The 19,762-nt window shown below is 74.1% G+C and carries 18 protein-coding genes; 16 read left to right on the top strand and 2 right to left on the bottom strand.

All coding sequences use genetic code 11. From position 1 onward, the window contains the following. The first annotated feature begins 6 nt into the window (after nt 1-6). From kdpB to KGD84_RS18610, 4 genes are all read left to right on the top strand, one after another. Nucleotides 7-2,154, top strand: a complete 2,148-nt coding sequence (gene kdpB / locus KGD84_RS18625; RefSeq protein WP_220561699.1) for a potassium-transporting ATPase subunit KdpB — start codon at nt 7-9, stop codon at nt 2,152-2,154. Between the two features lies 1 nt (nt 2,155). Beyond that, complete coding sequence (gene kdpC / locus KGD84_RS18620; protein WP_220561698.1) at nt 2,156-2,725, top strand: K(+)-transporting ATPase subunit C; 570 nt, start codon at nt 2,156-2,158, stop codon at nt 2,723-2,725. 101 nt (nt 2,726-2,826) lie between these two features. After that, the gene (locus KGD84_RS18615) at nt 2,827-3,546 is read left to right on the top strand and encodes a response regulator (RefSeq protein ID WP_220561697.1); all 720 of its coding nucleotides are present in this window, start codon (nt 2,827-2,829) and stop codon (nt 3,544-3,546) included. A 92-nt stretch (nt 3,547-3,638) separates the two neighbouring features. Then, nucleotides 3,639-4,940 carry a TrkH family potassium uptake protein gene (locus KGD84_RS18610; protein ID WP_220565832.1) on the top strand — a complete coding sequence of 434 codons (1,302 nt, stop codon included), beginning with the start codon at nt 3,639-3,641 and terminating at the stop codon, nt 4,938-4,940. Between the two features lie 65 nt (nt 4,941-5,005). Here KGD84_RS18610 and KGD84_RS18605 read toward each other — a convergent pair whose 3' ends face one another. Together KGD84_RS18605 and KGD84_RS18600 are read right to left on the bottom strand one after the other, a co-directional pair. Then, nucleotides 5,006-6,571: an SLC13 family permease gene (locus KGD84_RS18605; protein WP_220561696.1), complete on the bottom strand. Its 1,566-nt coding sequence runs from the start codon at nt 6,569-6,571 to the stop codon at nt 5,006-5,008. Nucleotides 6,572-6,782: 211 nt separating this feature from the next. Then, nucleotides 6,783-7,688, bottom strand: coding sequence for a 2-dehydropantoate 2-reductase (locus KGD84_RS18600; protein ID WP_220561695.1), 906 nt, complete (start codon nt 7,686-7,688; stop codon nt 6,783-6,785). Nucleotides 7,689-8,094: 406 nt separating this feature from the next. On the opposite strand from KGD84_RS18600, the gene KGD84_RS18595 reads away from it, so the two are divergent. The 12 genes from KGD84_RS18595 (at nt 8,095) to KGD84_RS18535 (ending at nt 19,761) form a co-directional block, all read left to right on the top strand. Beyond that, nucleotides 8,095-8,403, top strand: coding sequence for a hypothetical protein (locus tag KGD84_RS18595; RefSeq protein ID WP_220561694.1), 309 nt, complete (start codon nt 8,095-8,097; stop codon nt 8,401-8,403). A gap of 242 nt (nt 8,404-8,645) precedes the next feature. Next, nucleotides 8,646-9,659: a Gfo/Idh/MocA family oxidoreductase gene (locus KGD84_RS18590; protein WP_220561693.1), complete on the top strand. Its 1,014-nt coding sequence runs from the start codon at nt 8,646-8,648 to the stop codon at nt 9,657-9,659. Then, entirely contained in the window at nt 9,643-10,521 is an 879-nt protein-coding gene (locus tag KGD84_RS18585; protein ID WP_220561692.1) for a sugar phosphate isomerase/epimerase family protein, read from the top strand. The genes KGD84_RS18590 and KGD84_RS18585 overlap by 17 nt, the downstream gene beginning before the upstream one ends. Further along, on the top strand, nt 10,518-11,798 hold the full coding sequence (locus KGD84_RS18575) for a M20/M25/M40 family metallo-hydrolase (protein ID WP_220561691.1): 1,281 nt from the start codon (nt 10,518-10,520) through the stop codon (nt 11,796-11,798). The genes KGD84_RS18585 and KGD84_RS18575 overlap by 4 nt, the downstream gene beginning before the upstream one ends. Next, a complete protein-coding gene (locus tag KGD84_RS18570; RefSeq protein WP_220561690.1) occupies nt 11,795-12,934 on the top strand; it encodes an Ldh family oxidoreductase in 1,140 nt (379 codons plus the stop codon). Before KGD84_RS18575 ends, KGD84_RS18570 begins: the two co-directional genes overlap by 4 nt. Further along, nucleotides 12,931-13,851: a Gfo/Idh/MocA family protein gene (locus KGD84_RS18565; RefSeq protein WP_220561689.1), complete on the top strand. Its 921-nt coding sequence runs from the start codon at nt 12,931-12,933 to the stop codon at nt 13,849-13,851. Before KGD84_RS18570 ends, KGD84_RS18565 begins: the two co-directional genes overlap by 4 nt. Continuing rightward, complete coding sequence (locus KGD84_RS18560) at nt 13,848-14,318, top strand: DUF6917 domain-containing protein (RefSeq protein WP_220561688.1); 471 nt, start codon at nt 13,848-13,850, stop codon at nt 14,316-14,318. The genes KGD84_RS18565 and KGD84_RS18560 overlap by 4 nt, the downstream gene beginning before the upstream one ends. A 156-nt stretch (nt 14,319-14,474) precedes the next feature. Continuing rightward, nucleotides 14,475-15,005 (top strand): EF-hand domain-containing protein, encoded by a 531-nt coding sequence (locus KGD84_RS18555; RefSeq protein WP_220561687.1) that lies wholly within the window; start codon nt 14,475-14,477, stop codon nt 15,003-15,005. Between the two features lie 85 nt (nt 15,006-15,090). Continuing rightward, complete coding sequence (locus KGD84_RS18550) at nt 15,091-16,296, top strand: DegT/DnrJ/EryC1/StrS family aminotransferase (protein ID WP_220561686.1); 1,206 nt, start codon at nt 15,091-15,093, stop codon at nt 16,294-16,296. Beyond that, entirely contained in the window at nt 16,293-17,441 is a 1,149-nt protein-coding gene (locus KGD84_RS18545; RefSeq protein WP_220561685.1) for a DegT/DnrJ/EryC1/StrS family aminotransferase, read from the top strand. Before KGD84_RS18550 ends, KGD84_RS18545 begins: the two co-directional genes overlap by 4 nt. Beyond that, complete coding sequence (locus KGD84_RS18540) at nt 17,438-18,421, top strand: UbiA family prenyltransferase (protein ID WP_220561684.1); 984 nt, start codon at nt 17,438-17,440, stop codon at nt 18,419-18,421. Before KGD84_RS18545 ends, KGD84_RS18540 begins: the two co-directional genes overlap by 4 nt. Beyond that, nucleotides 18,418-19,761, top strand: coding sequence for a protoporphyrinogen/coproporphyrinogen oxidase (locus tag KGD84_RS18535; RefSeq protein ID WP_255646644.1), 1,344 nt, complete (start codon nt 18,418-18,420; stop codon nt 19,759-19,761). The genes KGD84_RS18540 and KGD84_RS18535 overlap by 4 nt, the downstream gene beginning before the upstream one ends. Nucleotide 19,762: the final 1 nt, after the last annotated feature.

Below are 19,762 nucleotides of genomic sequence, written 5' to 3'. Positions count from 1 at the left end.
CGCACCATGCACGACGACACGTCCGAACCCGTGCCCCGGGACGTCATCACCGCTCCCGAGCGCGAACCCGTCTTCATCTACCCGCCGGACGAGGAGGCGTTCCCCGAGCCGAAGGGGAGTCTGGTCAGCGGGCCCATCCTGCGCCAGGCGCTGATCGGCTCGGTCCGCAAGCTCGACCCGCGCGTCCAGTTCCGCAACCCTGTGATGTTCGTGGTGCTGGTCGGCAGCGCGCTGGCCACCGTCCTGTTCACGGCCTCCCTCGTCCAGGGCGACACCGCGCGGGCCGGCTTCGGGGCCCTGCTCACCGTCTTCCTCTGGGCGACCCTGCTGTTCGCCAACTTCGCCGAGGCGCTGGCCGAGGGCCGGGGCAAGGCCCAGGCCGCGGCCCTGCGCGCCACCCGCAGGGACACCGAGGCCCGGGTGCGCACCCCCGGCGGGGAGCTCGTGACCGTCGCGGGCACCGATCTCAAGGTCGGCGACGAGTGCGTGGTCGCCGCCGGGCAGGTCATCCCCGGCGACGGCGACGTCGTCGAGGGCATCGCCACCGTCGACGAGTCCGCCATCACCGGCGAGTCCGCGCCCGTCATCCGCGAGTCCGGCGGCGACCGCTCGGCGGTCACCGGCGGGACCACGGTGCTGTCCGACGAGATCGTCGTGCGCATCACCACCCCGCCGGGCGAGACCTTCCTGGACCGGATGATCGCGCTGGTCGAGGGGGCCGAACGCAAGAAGACCCCCAACGAGATCGCCCTGAACATCCTGCTGGGCGGGCTGACGATCGTGTTCCTGGTGGCCGTGGTCACCCTCCAGCCCCTGGCGGTCTACTCGCAGGCGCGCCAGGACACCATCGTCCTCATCGCCCTGCTGGTGTGCCTCATCCCCACCACCATCGGCGCCCTGCTGTCCGCGATCGGCATCGCGGGCATGGACCGGCTGGTGCGCCGCAACGTCATGGCCACCTCCGGGCGGGCGGTGGAGGCCTCCGGCGACGTCACCACCCTGCTCCTGGACAAGACCGGCACCATCACCCACGGCAACCGGCAGGCGTCCGAGTTCCTGACCCTGCCGGGCGTCTCCGACGGGGAGCTCGCCGAGGCCGCCCACCGCTCCAGCCTGTCCGACGGCACCCCCGAGGGGCGCTCCATCGTGGACTTCGCCATGGCCGGGCGCCCGTACCTGAACGGGCGCACCGCCGACCGGGGCGTGATGGTGCCCTTCACCGCCGAGAGCCGGATGAGCGGCCTGGACGACGGCGCCCACCTCATCCGCAAGGGGGCCGTGGACGCCGTCGCCCGCTGGGTGCGCGAGAACGGCGGAGAGGCCCCCGACCGGCTGTTCTCCCTGGCGGAGAAGATCTCCGACCAGGGCGGCACCCCGCTGGCCGTCGCCGAGGTGCCCGAGGGGGGCGGCCCCGCCCGTGCCCTGGGGCTGGTCCACCTCAAGGACACCGTCAAGCCCGGCATGCGCGAACGCTTCGAGCAGCTGCGCACCATGGGCATCCGCACGGTCATGGTCACCGGCGACAACCCCAGGACCGCCGCGGTGATCGCGAAGGAGGCCGGCGTCGATGACTTCCTCGCCCAGGCCGCCCCCGAGGACAAGCTCGCCCTGATCCGCCGCGAGCAGGCGGGCGGCGCCCTGGTCGCCATGACCGGCGACGGCACCAACGACGCGCCCGCCCTGGCCCAGGCCGACGTGGGCGTGGCCATGAACACCGGGACGCAGGCGGCCCGCGAGGCCGGGAACATGGTCGACCTGGACTCCGACCCGACCAAGCTCATCGAGATCGTCCACATCGGCAAGCAGCTGCTCATCACCCGCGGCGCGCTGACCACGTTCTCCATCGCCAACGACGTCGCGAAGTACTTCGCGATCCTGCCCGCGATGTTCGCCGCCTCCCTGCCGGGGCTGGAGCGGATGAACATCATGGGCTTGGCCTCGGCCGAGTCGGCGATCCTGTCGGCGGTGGTCTTCAACGCCCTGGTCATCGTGGCCCTGGTCCCGCTGGCCCTGCGCGGCGTCGCCTTCCGGGCCCGGTCGGCCTCGGCCATGCTGCGCCGCAACCTCCTCGTCTACGGCGTGGGCGGCCTGATCGCCCCGTTCGTCGGCATCAAACTCATCGACATGCTCATCAGCGCGCTGGGAGTGCTCTGACATGCTGCGCCAGCTCATCGCCGGGTTCACCATGATGGCGGTCGCCACCATCGTCCTCGGCCTCGCCTACCCCCTGGCCGTCACCGGGATCGCCCAGGCGGCCTTCCCGCACCGGGCGAACGGGTCCTTCGTCGAACACGACGGCCGGACCGTCGGGTCGGAGTGGATCTCCCAGGAGTTCACCGGGCCGGAGTACTTCCACCCGCGCCCCTCGGCCGTCGGCCACGACCCCCGGGACAGCGGCGGGGCCAACCTCGGCCCCACCGACGCCGGACTGCTGGACGAGGTGGCCGCCCGCACCGAGGCCTACCGCGACCTCAACGGCCTGGAGCCGGACGCCGGGGTCCCGGTGGACGCGGTGACCGCCTCCGCCTCCGGCCTGGACCCGCACATCTCCGTGGAGAACGCCCGGCTGCAGGCCGACCGGGTCGCCCGGGCCCGCGGCCTGGACGCCGCGCGGGTCGAGGCCCTCATCGGGGAGCACACCACGCGGCGGACCCTGGGCGTGCTGGGGGAGCCGGGCGTCAACGTCCTGGAGCTCAACCTCGCCCTGGACCGGGCCCCGGCCTGACACTCGGCGGCCGCCTGGGACGAAAGGGGGCCGCCCTTCCCTACCATCGGTGCGGTGGGACGCCGTTCCCACCGCACCGGACACACGAGAACGGACCGACCATGAGCGACGGGAACGAGGCGCCTCCCACGGTGCTCGTCGTCGACGACGACCCCCGCCTGCGCAAGACCCTGGAGCTGAACCTGCGGGCCCGCGGCTACACGCCCTACCTCTCCGACAGCGGCGAGCACGCGCTCAAGCTCATCGCGCACCACCACCCCGGGCTGGTCCTGCTCGACCTGGGCCTGCCCGGGATGAGCGGGCTGGACGTCCTGCGCGGGCTGCGCGGCTGGACGCAGGTCCCGGTCGTGGTGCTGTCCGGGCGCGACACCGAGCAGATGAAGGTGCAGGCCCTGGACCTGGGCGCCGACGACTACGTGGTCAAGCCGTTCGGCATGGACGAGCTGTTCGCCCGGGTGCGGGCCGCCATGCGCCGCACCGCGGCGTCGGCCGAGCCGGAGGCGTCGGTGGTCACCGACCACTTCACCGTGGACCTGGCCGCCAAGCAGGTCACCCGGGGCGGGGAGCAGGTCCGCCTGACCCCCCGGCAGTGGCACATCGTCGAGGTCCTGGTGCGCAACCGCGGCCGCCTGGTGACCCACCGCGAGCTGCTGCACGAGGTGTGGGGGCCCGAGTACGAACGGGAGACCAACTACCTGCGCGTGTTCATGACCAAGATCCGCCAGCGCCTGGAGCCCGACCCCCCGCGCCCGCGCTACTTCCTCACCGACCCGGGGCTGGGCTACCGGTTCCTGGCCGGCGGGGAGGAGGGGGAGCGGTGAGAAGCCCGCGCGCGTACCCGAGCCGCCCGTTCCCGCAGGTCGGGGGACTCCGGTTCGGACCCGGGATCTGGAAGCGGCCCCCGCTGGTGACGGTGGCGGCCTTCGGCGCGTTCGTCCTGACCGGCACCCTGCTCCTGTCCCTGCCCGCCGCCGCCGACGGGCAGGCGACCCCCTTCATGACGGCGCTCTTCACGGCGACCTCGGCGGCCAGTGTGACCGGCCTGGCGGTCGTCGACACCTCCGGGCACTGGTCCGGCTTCGGCGAGACCGTGATCCTCGTGCTGATCCAGATCGGCGGGTTCGGGATCATGGCCCTGGCCACCGTGCTGTCGCTGCTGGTGAGCCGGCGCATGGGCCTGCGCATGGCCGTCACCACCGGGGCCGAGACCAAGTCGGTGTCCCTGGGGGAGGTGCGGCAGCTGGTGCTGGGGGTGCTGTGGGTCACCCTGGTCTTCGAGGTGCTGCTGGCGGCCGTCCTCACGCTGCGCTGGTGGACCGCCTACGACCTGACCTTCACGGCGGCGCTGCACACCGGTGTGTTCCACTCGGTCTCGTCGTTCAACAACGCCGGGTTCTCGCTGTACTCCGACAACCTGATGGGCTACGCCACCGACCCGTGGATCACGCTGCCGGTCGCGTTCGGCGTGATCGCCGGGGGGCTGGGCTTCCCGGTGTGGGTGGAGCTGTGGCGGTTCTCCCGGAAGCACAAGGAGAAGCGCCACTGGACGCTGCACGCCAAGTTCACGCTGGGGATGACGGCGGCCCTGCTGGCCGTCGGCTTCGTCGCGTTCCTGGCGCTGGAGTGGACCAACCCGGCGACCATGGGCCCCCTGGACACGGAGGACAAGGTCCTCACCGCCTTCTTCCAGTCGGTGATGCCGCGCACGGCCGGGTTCAACAGCCTGGACTTCGGCGCGATGCAGACGCAGACGCTGCTGGTCACCGACATGCTGATGTTCATCGGGGGCGGGAGCGCGGGTACCGCGGGCGGCATCAAGGTGACCACGTTCGCCGTGCTGATCCTGGTCGCCTACGCGAACGTGCGCGGCGAGCCGACGGTCCACGCGGGCGGGCGGCGGCTGTCCGCGGGCACCGCCTCCCAGGCGACCACGGTTGCCATGCTGGCGCTGGGGCTGGTGCTGGCGGGGACCCTGGTCCTGATGATCGTGACCCCCTTCACCCTGGACCAGATCCTCTTCGAGACGACGTCGGCGTTCGCGACGGTGGGGCTGTCCACGGGCATCACCGCCGACGTGCCCCCCGTGGGGCAGGCGGTGCTGGTCTTCCTCATGTTCGTCGGCCGCATCGGCCCCATCACCCTGGCGTCGGCGCTGGCGCTGCGCCGGCACAGCCGGCTGTACGAGCTGCCGGAGGAGCGCCCGATCGTCGGCTGACCCCGCGCACCCGGCGGCCCGGGACGGACGGATCCGTCCGCCCCGGGCCGCCGACCGCGTGCGGACTACAGGGTGATGCCGATGGCCCAGGAGAACAGGGCGTACATCGAGCCCAGGATGACGACCAGGGCGATGAGGTTCAGCCACAGGCCGCCCTTGATCATCTGGCCGATGCGGACGTACCCCGTACCGAACACGATCGCGTTGGGCGGGGTGGCCACCGGGAGCATGAACGCCATGGTGGCGGCCAGGGCCACGGGGACCACGAGGGTGAGGACGTCCATGTCCATGCCCATCGCCACGCCCCCCAGGATCGGCAGGAACGTCGCGGCGGTCGCGGTGTTGCTGGTCAGCTCGGTCAGGAACAGCACCAGCGCCGTCACCACCAGGATCAGCACCCACAGGGGGATCCCGGCCAGGACCGAGACCTGGCCTCCGATCCAGGCGCTCAGGCCGCTGGCGGTGAACTGCGCGGAGATGGCCAGGCCGCCGCCGAACAGCAGCAGCACGCCCCAGGGGAGCTGCACCGCGGTCGCCCAGTCGAGCAGGCGGGTGCCCTGCCGGTCGATCGGGACCAGGAAGAGGACGACGGCGACCGTCATCGCGATCCCGGCATCGGAGATGCCGGCCAGCCACGGCAGGGCGCCGCCGACGCTCTCGCTGCGGGCCAGGATCGGGATGAAGATCCAGGACAGGGCGGCCAGCGCGAACACCAGGGAGACGCCCTTCTCGCCGCGGGACATGGACCCCATCGCGGCGAGCTCGGAGCCGATCAGCTCCTGGGCGCCCTCGACCCTCTTGGCCTCGGGCGGGAACACCTTGACCAGCACGAACCAGGCGATCAGGAGGAAGACCGCGGCCAGCGGCACGCCGGCGAGCATCCACTGGCCGAAGCCGATGGTGATGCCGTGGGTGTCGGAGAGGTAGCCGACCATGAGCACGTTGGGCGGGGTGCCGATGATGGTGGCCACCGAGCCGATGGACGACGCGTAGGCGATGCCGAGCATGAGGGCGGTCGCGAAGTTGGCGTCGGTGCGCCCGTTGCGGAACTGGGTGAGGACGGTGACCACGGACAGGCCGACGGGCAGCATCATCACGGCTGTGGCGGTGTTGCTCACCCACATGGTGATGAACCCGGTGGCGATCATGAAGCCGCCGATCAGCCCCGCGCTGTTGGAGCCCACCTTGGAGACGATGGTCAGCGCGATCCGCTTGTGCAGGTTCCACTTCTGCATGGCCAGGGCCAGCATGAAGCCGCCCATGAACAGGAAGATGGTGTCGGAGCCGTAGGAGGAGGACACGCTCGCGATGGGCGTGCCGTCCAGCATCACGGGGAACAGCACCAGCGGCAGCAGCGAGGTGACCGGGATCGGGATGGCCTCGGTCGCCCACCAGATGGCGATGAACGCGGTGATCGCGGCGACGGTGCGGCCGTTGGCCGAGACGACGGCCTCGTCCTCGCCCTCGGCGAGCGGCAGCGGCATGTCCGGCATGAGCAGGTAGACGATCAGGCCGACGAGGGGGCCCGCGATGAGGCCGATGACGCGGGAGCGGGTGAAGCGGCCCTCGGCGGACTCCTCCGGGGGCGATGCGGTGCGGTCGTCCGGTTTCTGCTCGTTGGGGGAGGTCATGTGTTCCTTCGTCGTGGGGGTGTGCAGGCGCCGCCGCGGACCGGGCCGACGGATTCCGTTCGTTACCGGCAGGTCACCGGCGGATTTCCTGCGCTTTCCGAAGGAGGGTGAGCACGTTCGGGGCGATGTGTCCAATCCCCGCCGGAGAATTGAGGTTCTCCTGACATTAGGTGACGTTCCGCCCGGAGCCCCGGACCCAGGGTGACGTGGGTCACGGGCCGGAACAGGTCGCCGCGGTCAGCGCCAGGATCAGCCGGTTCACCGGCACGTCGATGCCGTGGCGCTCGGCGGCGCGCACCACCGCCCCCGTCAGGGCGTCGTACTCCAGCGGCCGCCCGGCGATCCGGTCCTGGAGCATCGACGTGGTGGCGCCCTCCGGCGCGTTCTCCAGCCAGGCCAGGACCTCCCGGGCGTGCGAGGCGGACAGCGCGGCGCCCTCGGCGCGGGCCACCCGGAGGGCCTCGTCCATGATGCGGCGGGCGACGGCGCCGACCCCCGGGTCCCGGAGCACGTCCGCCCGGCGGCCGGTCAGGGCGGTGAGCGGGTTGGCGGTGATGTTGGCCAGCAGCTTGGCCCAGGCCGCCGTCACGAAGTCCGCCTCCAGGCCGACGCGCATGCGCCCCGCCGCCAGCTCCGCCGCCAGCGCCCGGGCCGGGGCCTCGTCGGGCAGCACCAGGTCCCGGCGGCCGACGCGGCGCAGGGTCGCCCGGCCCGGCCCCGTGCGCTCCACGTTCAGGTAGACCACGGCGGGCACCACGTACGCGCCGCCGGTGTGGGGGGCGACGCGTTCGCGCTGCTCCACCCCGTTCTGGGCCACCAGCACCGTCGTCCCGGGGGCGGAGACGGCCCTGAGCCACGCCGCGGCCGCCTCGGTCTGGTGCGCCTTGACCGCCAGGACCGCGGTGTCGTACCCGGCGATGTCGCCGGGGGAGTCCGCCTGCGCCACCGGCCAGGACTCGGCGGACCCGTCCTCGGTCACCTCGATCCGCCCGAACCGGCGGCTCGCGCCGCACACCGTCACCGGGCGGCCCGCCCGCGCCAGCGCCGACGCCACCGACGTCCCGATCGCACCGGCGCCGATGACGGCGACCGGTCGCCCCTGCCCGCGCGCGGCCATCCCCACCCCCTGTCGGCGCGGGGCCGCCCCGCGGGGGGCGTCCCCTTTCGGCCCCGTGCGGGCACCCTAACCGGGCGTGTCCGCGCGGGGCCGCTCCGCGTGCCAGGGGCGGGCATGGAGGGGGCAAACACTCGCCCACCCGGCCCTGTCAGGGCGCCGGGCGACGGGGTGCGGACGGGCGGCGGTACCGGCGCGCCCGCCGCGCGCGCCGGCGTCCGCTTTTTGTTCGAATTCCGTCCGGCGAGGCTTATTCGGGTGTCCCGGGCGGACCGAAACCGCGTTCTTCGCCTTTTCTGTTGCGGGCACCCCCGGGTTCGGAGAGTATTGGCGCGGTGATCCTCCGTGTCATTGGTGCGCGAGGTGATCTTTTCCGTGAATCGCGTATGAAACGAGAAAGGATGGTGGAATGAGGGTTCTGTCCACCGCGCTCGCCCTTGCCCTGACGAGCGCGCTGGTGGGGGCGGTCCCCGCCCACGCGGCCACCGGCGAGGTCGTCGTCTTCACGACCGAGTTCGAGGACCTCGTGCGCTACCCGGACCCCGCGTCCGGGAGCTGCACCGTACTCCCGCCGACCGCCCACGTGCTGGTCAACCTCACCGACGCGGAGGTGAGCATGCACGCCGGGCGCGGCTGCTTCGGCCCCGGGGTGCCGGTGGCCCCGAACCGCGGCTGGCACGCCCCGCCCAGCGGGCTGTTCAGTTTCTCGGTCGCCTGATTTCCCCGGAGAAAACGGGCATTTCCTCTCCGATTTCTCTCGCCGTGTCATGATGCCCTTTATCAGAACATCCTCTCAGGTTGTGGAACCCCGTTCCCCGGGGTTTGGGGCCTGAGAACCCGTTCCATTCCTTGACGCTTTTCCCGGAATCGGTCCAGTCTGTGCTTCCGTTCGATCGGTTCCGCGCACCCTCGGGGGCCGCGGAACGACGGGGACCGCGAACGGAAAGGTGTCCTCCCTTCATGCTGCACACCCTCATCGTCGGCCTGGGGAGATCGGGACGGGGGCTGCACGCGCCGTCGCTCGCCAAAGCGCGGGCGGCGGCGCGCGGCCTCTTCGCCCCGGGACCGGTGATGGGCCACGACCCCCTCCAGCCGGGGGCCGAGGGGGTGACGGCGGTGCCCTCCCTGGAGGAGGCCGCGCGCCGCCTGCCGCCCCGGAGCACCGTGGTCCACCTCTGCACCCCGCCGCACCTGCGGGCCGAACCGCTGGAACGGCTCGCCCGCCTGGGATACCGCATGGTCGTCGTCGAGAAGCCGCTGGCCCTGGACCTGGCGGAACTGGCCGCGATCGCCCGGCTGCGCCGCCGCTGGGGCCTGCGCCTCACCGTCGCCACCCCGTGGACGGCCAGCGCGCTGAGCGCCCGCCTGCTCGCGGTCCACCGCTCCGGGGTGTTCGGGCGGCTGCGGACCCTCACGGTGCTCCAGCACAAGCCCCGCTTCACCCGGACCCTGGAGTCCTCCGGGCACCCCACCGCCTTCGACGTCGAGGTCCCGCACGCCCTCGCCGTCGCGGTCGCGCTCGCCGGCGACGCCGAGGTGGCCGGGGCCGAACTCGACGACATGGCCTTCGACGGGATCCGCCTGCCCGGCCTGGGGGCCGCCCGGATGGACCTGGTGCACCACACCGGGGTGCTCACCCGGATCGAGTCGGACCTGACCTCGCCGCTGCGGGAGCGCCGGATCGTGCTGGAGTTCGACGAGGCCGTCCTCACCGGCCACTACCCCTGCAGCGACGCCGACCACACCGCGCAGCTCACCGTGGCGGCCCACGGCCGCGGGCCCACCCGGTCGGTGTTCACCGACGACGCCCTGACCGCCTTCTGGCACCGCTGCTACGCCCGCTTCGCGCAGCCCGCCCGCGACCTGGGCGACCTGCCCGTGCACGTGGAGGCCGTCCGGCTGCTCGCCGAGGCCAAGGACCTGTGCTCGGCCCGCGCCGCCGAACAGGAGGTGGAGAGTGCCGTCGGAGCCTGAGACCCCCCGCCTCGCGGGCCTGGGCGACGAGGCCGCACCCGGCCTGGACGGCCAGCTGGCCGCCCTGGACGCGCTCGGCTGGGACCTGCTGGAGGTGCGCACCCTGGACGGGGTCCCGATCGCCGCCGTGCCCGAACGGGACGTGGCACGGGCCGCTGAGCGGATCCGCGGCGCCGGGGCCGGGGTGGTCGCCGTCGCCGCCAAGATCGGCGACTGGTCCCGCCCCGCCACCGGCGACTTCGCCCTCGACCTGGCCGAACTCGACGCGCTGGCCCGCCGCTGCGCCCTCCTGGGCACACGCACCGTGCGGATCATGTCCTATCCCTCCGGCGGGCTGACCGAATCCGAGTGGGGCCGGGTCGCCCGCGCCCGCGTGCGCGAACTCGCGTCGCGGGCCCGGGACGCCGGCCTGCTGCTGGTCCACGAGAACTGCGCGGGCTGGGCGGGCGAGGACGCCGAACGCGCCCTGGACCTGCTCGCCCACGCCGACAGCCCCGCGCTGCGTCTGCTGTTCGATACCGGCAACGGGGTCGCCCACGGCTACGACGCCCCCGCCATGCTGCGCGCACTGGCCCCCCACGTGGCCCACGTCCACATCAAGGACGCGGTCCGCACCCCCGGCGGCGACACCGCCTACGTCCCGCCCGGCGAGGGCGAGGCCGGGGTGCGGGAGTGCCTGGGGATCCTGGCCGACCACGGGTACTGCGGCGCCCTGTCCATCGAGCCCCACCTGCACCTGCGCCCCCACCTGCTCGCCGACGGCGCCGACCCCGGCCGGGGCGACCCGGCCGCGTTCGTGGAGTACGGGCGGCGGCTGGAGGACCTCGTGCGCCGGTCCTGGAACACGGAGGGAGCCCGGTGACCCTCACCGAGGACGACATCGCCCTGCTGCTGCGGCTGCTGGAGACGCCCACCGCCGGGCCTCTGGAGGTCGGCCGCGACGGCCCGCGCCCCCGGCTGCACCAGGCCCAGCGTGACTACGCCCGGGCCGCCGCGCCCACGGGCTTCCGCACCGTGCACCACGCCCCGGCCGACCCCGCGGACCTGGACCGGCCCGGGGTGCCCGCCGCGGTGCGCGAGGCCGCCGCCGACCCCGGGTTCCTCCGGTGCCAGCCCAGCCTGGTGCTGCGCCTGGGACCCGACACCGTGCCCCGCGAGCGCACCGTCATGTTCAACGTGCACCTGGACACCGTCGCGGGCGGGCCGCCGGCCTCCCGCGACGGCGGCCTCGTCCGGGGCCGGGGCGCCGTCGACGCCAAGGGCCCGGCGGTGGCGCTGCTGGCCGGGGTGCGCGCCGCCCGCGAGCGCTCGCCCCGGCTGGGCCGCGACACGGCCGTGCTGATCCAGGCCGTCGCGGGCGAGGAGGGCGGCGCCATGGGGGTGCTGGGCACCCGGCCGCTGGTCGACCGCGGCCACACCGGCCGCCTCAACGTGTTCTGCGAGCCCACCTCCGGCCGGTTCCTCACCCGCTCCACCGCGTCCATGACCGCCCGGGTGTCGGTGCGCGGCGAGGACGCGATCGACGACCGCCCCCACATCGGGCACAACGCCTCGGTCCTGCTGGGGTTCCTCGCCCACCGGATGGGCCGGTCCCTGGACGGGCACGCCCGCACCGGGGCCGTGTGCGTGGCGGGCCTGCACACCGGCACCCTGCACAACCGGGTGTACGGCAGCGGCGACCTGCTGTTCAACCTCTCCTACGCCGACGCCGGGGCGGGCCGGACCCTGGAGCGGGAGGTGGCCGGCGCGTTCGACACCGCGCTGGAGGAGTTCACCGCCTCCTTCGCCGACACCGCCCTGTTCGCCCGCACCGCCGCCGACGCCCGCGGCCTCACCCGCCTGGACTGGCCCAAACGGGGCCTGCCCGTCCTGGACGACCGCGACGCCTGGGGCCACGACCTGCTGCTCCGGGCCGGGGTCCCGCGGTGGCCGGCGGACGAGCCGGCCTTCACCTGCGACGCCATCTGGATGGCCGGGGTCCCCGACGCCTGCACGGTCGTGCTGGGCCCGGGCGACCTGGCCGCCGACGGGGCGCACGGCGACGACGAGCGCGTGCGCCTGTCCGACCTCGACGGGTTCGCCGACACGGTGGCCCGCCTGCTGACCGCCTTCACCGACGCAACGGACGGAGACCAGTGACCACCCTTTCCCCCGAACCGCCGGGGTCCGCCCCGGAGCGGACCGCGGTCCTGACCGACCACGACTCACTGCTGGCCTTCCTCACCGGGGTCTTCGCCCACCGGGGGCTGCCCCCGCACCGGGCGGCCGCCTCGGCGCGCGCCCTGTGCCACGGCGACCTGACCGGGATGGACTCCCACGGCACCGCCAACCTCACCCGCCTCTACCTGCCCCTGCTCGACGAGGGACGGGCCGACCCCCGCGCCGAACCCCGGATCGTCACCGACCTGGGGGCCGCCGTGCTGGTCGACGCCCGCCGCGCCCTCGGGCTGTGGGCCGCCACCGAGGCCATGGACCTGGCCGCGGACCGCGCGGAGGCCGGCGGGATCGGCATGGTGGCCGTCCGCGGCGCCACCCACCTGGGCTGCGCCGGATACCACGCGCTGCGCGCGGCCGAACGCGGCATGGTCGGCCTGGTCGCCAGCAACTGCGGCGGACAGCGCATCGCCCGGCCGCCGGGCGGCGCCGCGGCCCTGCTGGGCACCAACCCGCTCAGCGCCGCCGCCCCCGCCGGCGACCACCCGCCCTTCCTGCTGGACATGAGCACCACCGCCGCGCCCACCGGGCGCATCCGCCAGGCCGCCCGGGAGGGGCGGCCGGTGCCCGAGGGGCTGCTGTGCGACGACCGCGGCGGCCCGGTCACCGACCCGGCCGAGTTCGACGCGGGGCGCGCGCACCTGATGTGGCTCGGCGGAGAGCCGGGCCGGTACAAGGGCTTCGGCCTGGGGCTGCTGGTCGAGGTGCTGTCCGCCCTGGTCTCCGGCTCCGGGCGCGGCCCCGCCCCGCAGGCCCTGGCCGGCGACGGGAGCCCCGCCGGGCGCGACGACGACATCGGGTACCTGATGCTGGCCGTGGCCCCCGACGCGCTGCGCGGGGGCGTGCGCGAGGACGCCGAGGAGCTGTTCGGGACGGTGCTGGGCTGCCCGCCCGTCGATCCCGCGGACCCGGTGCGCTACCCCGGCTGGCACGAGTACCACCGGGCCCGGCGGTGCAGGGAGCACGGTGTGCCGCTGGCCGCCGGGCTGTACCGCGAACTGGCCGACGTGGCGGAGCGGACCGGCCTGGCCGCCCCCGCGATCCTGGAGGAGGGGCGATGAGGGCGCTGCGTGTGGCGGTGGTGGGCCTGGGGGTGATCTCCCGGTTCCACCTGAAGGCACTGGCGGACTCCCCGGACTGGGACCTGGTCGCGGTCTGCGACCTGGCCCCGGCCCGGATCGCGGCCCCGCCGCCCGGAGCGGCCGGGTACACCGACCACGTCCGGATGCTGGAGCGCGAACGGCCCGACGCGGTCGTGGTCACCGCGCCCAACGACGCGCACGCGCGGATCTGCGCGGACGCGATCGCCGCCGGAGCGGCGGTGTGCGCGGAGAAGCCCCTGGCACTGGACGTGGCTGAGGGGGAGATGCTGGCAGCCCTGGCCCGGGAGCGCGGGACGGTGCTGTTCACGGCCTTCCACCGCCGGTACAACTCCGAGTTCGCGGCGCTGCGGGAGCGGATCGCCGGGCACGCCGTGGAGGAGGTGACCGTGCGCTACCTGGAGCGGATCGAGGAGCACGCGGGGGACGACACCTGGTACCTGGACCCGGCCCGGTGCGGCGGCGGATGCGTGGCCGACAACGGGCCCAACGCCTTCGACCTGGTGGAGACCCTGCTGGGCCGGGCCGAGGTGACCGCGGCCCGGGTGGAGCACGACGGGGCGGGCGTGGACCGCCGGGCGGACATCGCCCTGGCGGCCGGGGCCGCGCGGGCCCGGGTGCTGCTGGACTGGTCCCATCCGGGGGAGCGCAAGGACGTGGAGGTGCGCACCGCGGACGGGCGGGTGCTGACGGCCGACCTGCTGGCCGGGCGCCCCGCCTTCAAGGAGTCGCTGTGGCACGAGTACGAGGGCGTCGCGGCCGACTTCGCCGCCCGGATCCGCGCCGGACGGGCCGGCGACGGGGCCGGGGTGTCCGCGCTGCGCCTGGTCGCCGAGGCCTACCGCGCGGCGGCCCGGGAAGAGGGGGTGGTCCGGTGAACCCGCACGAGGACGGGGCCAAACGGGAGGTGGCCGCGGCCCTGGTCAAGGTGCTGGTGCACCGCAGGACCGACCGGGGCATGCGGCTGGAGCCGTTCGCGAGCCGCTGTGTGCGCGCGGGCGAGGTCCACGAGCTGGTCGCCACCGACCACACCGGGACCGCCGAGGGGACGCGGATCGACCGCGTGGGCTTCCTCGGTTTCGCCGAGATCACCGCGGCCGGCGTCGTGGACCGGGGCGACGAGGTGTGGATCGGCCCGCGCCGGGTGGGCGTGGTCCTGGGCTTCGACGCCTGCCACACGCCCAACCACTACAACGTGCTGATCCACGCCGACCCGGTGCCCACCGGCCGGGACCTGGAGCTGCTCCCGGAGGAGCGCGTGGTCTTCCGGCAGGGGAGCGCGGAGGCGGTGGCCGACCTCTTCCCGGGATCATTTGCAGAAAATACCGAAGAATGTCCGATATAAAGTTTCCGCAGTTTTGACGATTTCTCGCCCGAGGGTTTTTCCGGGGGTCGGGTCGGGGTAATATGTAAAAGGGATCGGGCTCCTGGTGGAAAGCCCGCGGTATTCCCCCTTCGGAAATACCCTTTCCTTTTCATTTTCTTTTCTCAAGGAGAATTCATGAGCGTCGCCGTCAAGGCCAGCAGCCGCCTCGAAGAGCGCTTCAACCTCTGGGACCACAACGGCAACGGCGTGATCGAGCGCTCGGACTTCGAGCAGGAGATCCAGAACATCCTCGACCGCTTCGGCGCCGACGCCTCGGGTCCGGGCGCGGCCGGCCTGCGGGCCGCCTACCTCGGCCTGTTCGACCGGCTGGCGCGGTCCGCCGGCACCGAGCAGCTCGACAAGGAGGCCTTCCTCCAGGCCGCCCAGAGCGAGATCGTCAGCCGCGGCAACGCCGGCTTCGCCGAGGTCCTCCAGCCCACCATCCAGGCCATCATGGGCATCGCCGACACCGACGGCGACGGCGAGATCAGCCCGGTGGAGCTGGAGCGGTGGTTCGAGGCCATCGGCCTGTCCGCCGACCAGGCCCGGGAGGCGTTCCAGCAGATCGACACCGACGGCGACGGCACCCTCAGCGTCGGCGAGCTGGTCGCCGCCGTGCGCGACTACCACCTCGGCAAGAACGACATCCCGCTCCTGGGCGTCTGACCCGCCTTCGGGAACCGAACCCCTTTTCCCGGCCCGGCCGCACACGGGTGCGGCCGGGCCTCCGCGTCCCCCTGGAACGGAGCACATGAAGTCGACACTCGCCTCCCCGGCCTCCACGGAAAGGAGCGGGGAGAATTCCGGCGTACCCTTCTTCGACCAGTCGGAGACGTTCCGAAGAATATGGCCCGAGATCCGGGGCCACTGCTCCCGCGTCCTGGACGACGGGAAATTCTCGCACGGCTCCATGGTCGCGGAGTTCGAGCGCGCCCTGGAGCGGTACACCGGTGCCCGGCACGCCGTCGGCGTCAACTCCGGCACCGACGCGCTCGTCCTGCTGCTGCGCGCCGCCGGACTGCGCCCGGGTGACGAGGTGATCGTCCCGGCCCACACCTTCGTCGCCACGGCCACCGCCGTCGTGCACGCCGGCGGCGTCCCCGTCTTCGCCGACATCGAGGAGCACGGGTACGGCATCGACCCCGACGCCGTGGCGGCCGCCGTCACCGACCGCACCCGCATGGTCATGCCCGTCCACCTCTTCGACCGCCTCGCCGACATGGTGGGCGTGCGCCGCGTCGCCGACGCCCACGGCCTCACCGTGGTGGAGGACAGCGCCGAGGCCATCGGCATGCGCTCCGGCGGGACGCACGCCGGACTGCTCGGCACCGGGGGAGTGCTCTCCTTCTTCCCCGCCAAGACCCTGGGCGCGGTCGGCGACGCCGGAGCGCTGCTCACCGACGACGACGCCGTCGCCGAGACCGCGCGGATGCTGCGCCACCACGGCCGGTCCGGGCGCACCCTGGCCGCGTTCCCCGGCATCTCCAACCCGACCGTCGTCACCGGCGGCAACAGCAAGATGGACGACCTCCAGGCCGCCGTCCTGCTGGCCAAGCTCGCCCACCTGGACGCCGACATCGAACGCCGCGCCGTGCTGTCGCGCCGCTACGACGACCGGCTGCGCGGCCTGCCCGGCGTGCGCGCCGTCCCCGGCGACCTCCCCGTCCGGCCCGGCGAGAACCGGGTGGTCTACGTCCACCTCGTCCAGGTCGACGACCGCGACGGCCTCGCCGCCCGCCTGGCCGCGGCCGGGATCGGCACCGAGGTCTACTACCCGCGCCCCCTGCACCTGCAGCCCTGCTTCGCGCACCTGGGGTACCGGCCCGGCGACCTGCCCCGGGCCGAGGAGCTCTGCCGCACGGCCCTGGCCCTCCCGCTCTACCCCGACCTGGCCGAGGAGGCCGTCGACCGGGTCTGCGACGAGATCGAACGCCACTACTCCGGGAGGTCCCGATGACCGTGGCCGCCGAACGGACCGCCGTGCCGTTCTTCGCCCCCGACCTGTTCGAGGCCGACCGCGAGGTGCTGCTGGAGGCGCTGTACGAGGTCGGCACCGACCCGGAGCAGAAGTTCATCCTGGGCCGGCGCACCGCCCGCTTCGAGGACGCGCTGCGCGCCCGCCTGGGCTCCGCCGACGCGGTGGCCTGCTCCAGCGGCACCTCCGCGCTCACCCTGGTCCTGGCCGCCATGGGCGTCGGCCCGGGCGACGAGGTGATCGTCCCCGCCTTCGGCTGCGCCCCCCTGGCGAGCACCGTCCTGGCGGTCGGCGCGGTCCCCGTCTTCGCCGACATCGACCCGGCCACCCTGACCATGGACCCCGAACGCGCCGAGGAGCTGGTCACCGGACGGACCCGCGCCCTGATGCCCGCGCACATGTTCTCCGTCATGGCCGACATGCCGCGCCTGCGCGACCTGGCGGCCCGGACCGGGCTGCGGCTCGTGGAGGACTCCGCGCTCGCCCAGGGCGGCGTGCTCCGCGGCAGGCCCGCCGGACGGTGGGGCGACGCCGGCGTGTACTCCTTCGTCCAGGTCAAGGTCTTCGGGATGCCCGGCGAGGGCGGAGTGGTCCTCACCGACGACGCGGCCCTGGCCGGACGGGTGCGGATGCTGCGCAACCACGGCCAGGACGGCCGCAACCGCTTCCTGCACCACCACGTCGGCCACAACAGCCGCTTCGACGAGGTCATGGCGGCCTTCCAGCTGCACCGCCTGGCGGGGCTGGAGGAGCGCGTCGCCCGCCGCACCGCCATCTGCGACCACTACTCGGCGGCCTTCGCCGACCTCGCCGAGGCCGGGGTGGTCGCGCCCCCGGTGGGCGGGGACGGCCGCTTCCCCTACGTCTACACGCTGCTGTGCGAGGACCGGGACGGGCTGCGCGACCACCTGGCCGCCGCCGGGGTGGACGCCCACGTCTACTACCCGCGGACCCTGCCCGAGCAGCCCGCCTTCGCCCCCCACGCCCGGCCCGGCGGGGACTGGCCCCGCGCCCGGGAGGCGGCGCGCCGCAACATCTCCCTGCCCCTGTACCCGCACCTGGCCGACGCGGCCGTCGAGCACGTGGTCTCCGCGGTCCGCGCGTTCGCCCTCGGGAGGAAAGCATGACCGACCACCTGACCGCGCCGCCCGCACCGGTGCCCGCGGCGCCGGCCCCCCGGCCCGCCCTGGGCACCTACGCCCGGCTGGCCAAGCTCGACATCGTCGACTACTACATCGGCCTGCCGCTGGTGTTCGCGATGACCCTGCCGCTGCTGGGCCCGCGCGCCGACACCCTCGGGTTCCTGCTGCTGGTGCTGCTCGCCGAGGTGGCCGTGGTGGCCGCCATGGTCGCCTTCGACGACGTCACCGGCTACCGGGACGGCTCCGACGCCGCCAACTACGGCTCGGACGCCGCCCGCCGCCGCCTGGCCCGCAAACCCCTGGTCGCCGGGACCCTCACCGAGGCGCAGGCGCTGCGCTTCGGACGGATCGCGACCGTCGTGAGCGTCGTCCTGTGGACGGCGGTGGTGGCGCTGGCCCCGCACCGGCCGCTGTGGGCCGTGATCGGCGCCGCGCTGTGCCTGGTCGCGTCGGTCCAGTACTCCTGGGGCCTCAAGCTCAGCTACCGGGGCTTCCAGGAGCTCTTCCTGGCCGGCCTGGGCGTGGGCTGGATCCTGGTCCCCTACGGCCTGCTCGTCGGGCACGTCGACGGGTTCGTCATCGTGCAGGCGCTGGTCTTCGGCGGCGGCCCGATGATCTTCGGCCTGTACTCCAACACCAACGACGCCGACGGCGACCGGGCGGCCGGGCGCATCACCGTCGCCGCCAGGGTCACCCCGCGCACCAACGCGGTGTTCATCATCGCGGTCACCGCGCTGGAGACGCTGCTGGTCACCGGATCCCACCTGCTCGGCATCGCGCCCTGGTGGTTCCCCACCGTGCTGCTGCCGGTCATCGCGCTGCGGGTCGCCCAGCTCTACACCGGGTTCGTCACCGGGGACATCCTGCGCGCCCGGCGCATGGCCATCCACACCCACCGGGCCACGGTCGTGCTCCTGCTCGCCGCCAACCTGGCCGCGGCCCTGCTGCCGGGCGCGCCGTGGTGACCGCCGTCGACGTGGCCGTCGTGGGCGCCGGACCCGCCGGACTGGCCACCGCCCACCTGCTGACCGCCGCCGGGCACACCGTGCGGGTGCTGGAGTCCGTCCACGCCGTGGGCGGGCGGATGCGCACCCTGCGCACCGACGGCCACCTCATCGACACCGGCGCGGAGATGATCCCGTCGGCCGACGCCTACCCGGCGACCTGGCGGCTCATCCGCGCCACCGGCCTGGACGCCGACCCCGAGGCGGTGCCCCTGGTCCGCGACGCCCTGTCGGTGTGGTGGAAGGGCCGGGCCCGCCGTCACGCCGGGCGCCCCCTGGGGCTGCTCACCGGCATGGGGCTGTCCCCGCGGGCCCGCCTGGACCTGGTGCGGCTGCAACTGCGCCTGGGCCGGGCCGGACTGGACCCGGAGCACCCCGAACGGGGCGGCCTGGACGAGGCGACCGTCGCCGACCTGCTCCGCCACCGCCACCCGCAGCTGGGCGAGCGCCTGCTGGGCCCGCTGGCCGCCGGGTTCTTCGGCTGGCCTCAGGAGGCGGCCGCCGCCGGTCCCTTCGCCGCCCACCTCGCCGCCTCCGGCAGCACCGCGACCTGGCGCACCTACCGCGACGGGATGGACACCCTGGCCCGCGCCCTGGCCGCCGGGCTCGACGTGCGCACCGACCACCCCGTCACCGGGGTGGTCCCCGGGCCGGACGGCGTGCTCGTCGACTCGCCCGCGGGTGCGTTCACGGCCCGGGCCGCCGTCCTGGCGGTGCCCGCGCCCGAGGCGGCCCGCTTGCACCCGGCCGCGCCCCCGGCCGAGCGCGACTACCTGCGGGCCTGCGAGTACGCGCCGATGCTGCGGATGACCGCGCTGCTGGACGCGCCGCTGGCCCCGCGCGGGGCGCGCCGGGGCTTCGCGCTGCTGGTGCCCGACGACCCCCTGCTGGGGGTGGTCACCATGGACCACGCCAAGCACCCCGGCCGGGTGCCCCGCGGCCGCGGCCTGATCTCCCTGGTCACCCGCCCCGAGGCGACCGGCGCGCTGATGGACGCCCCCGACGAGGACGTGGACCGCGCACTGCTGGCCCGGGCCGAGCACATCCTCCCCGGGGTGGACGCGCACGTGCGGGGCACGGTCGTGCACCGGTTCCCGCACGGGCTCCCGCTGCCGCGCCCCGCGGCGCTGGCCGCGCGCCCCGCGTTCACGGCGCGGCCCCTGTCCGCCGTCGACTACGCCGGGGACTGGACCTCGCTGCGCCCGTGCAGCGAGGGCGCGGTGGCCTCCGCGTTCACGGCCGCCGAACGCACGGCGGCCTACCTCGCCCAGACCCGCGAACCGACCCCGATCGAGGCATAAG

The organism is Nocardiopsis changdeensis (assembly GCF_018316655.1).
Classification (GTDB): Bacteria; Actinomycetota; Actinomycetes; order Streptosporangiales; family Streptosporangiaceae; genus Nocardiopsis; species Nocardiopsis changdeensis.
Note: the sequence above shows the minus strand (reverse complement) of the source record. Positions and strands in the feature narration are given on the sequence as shown.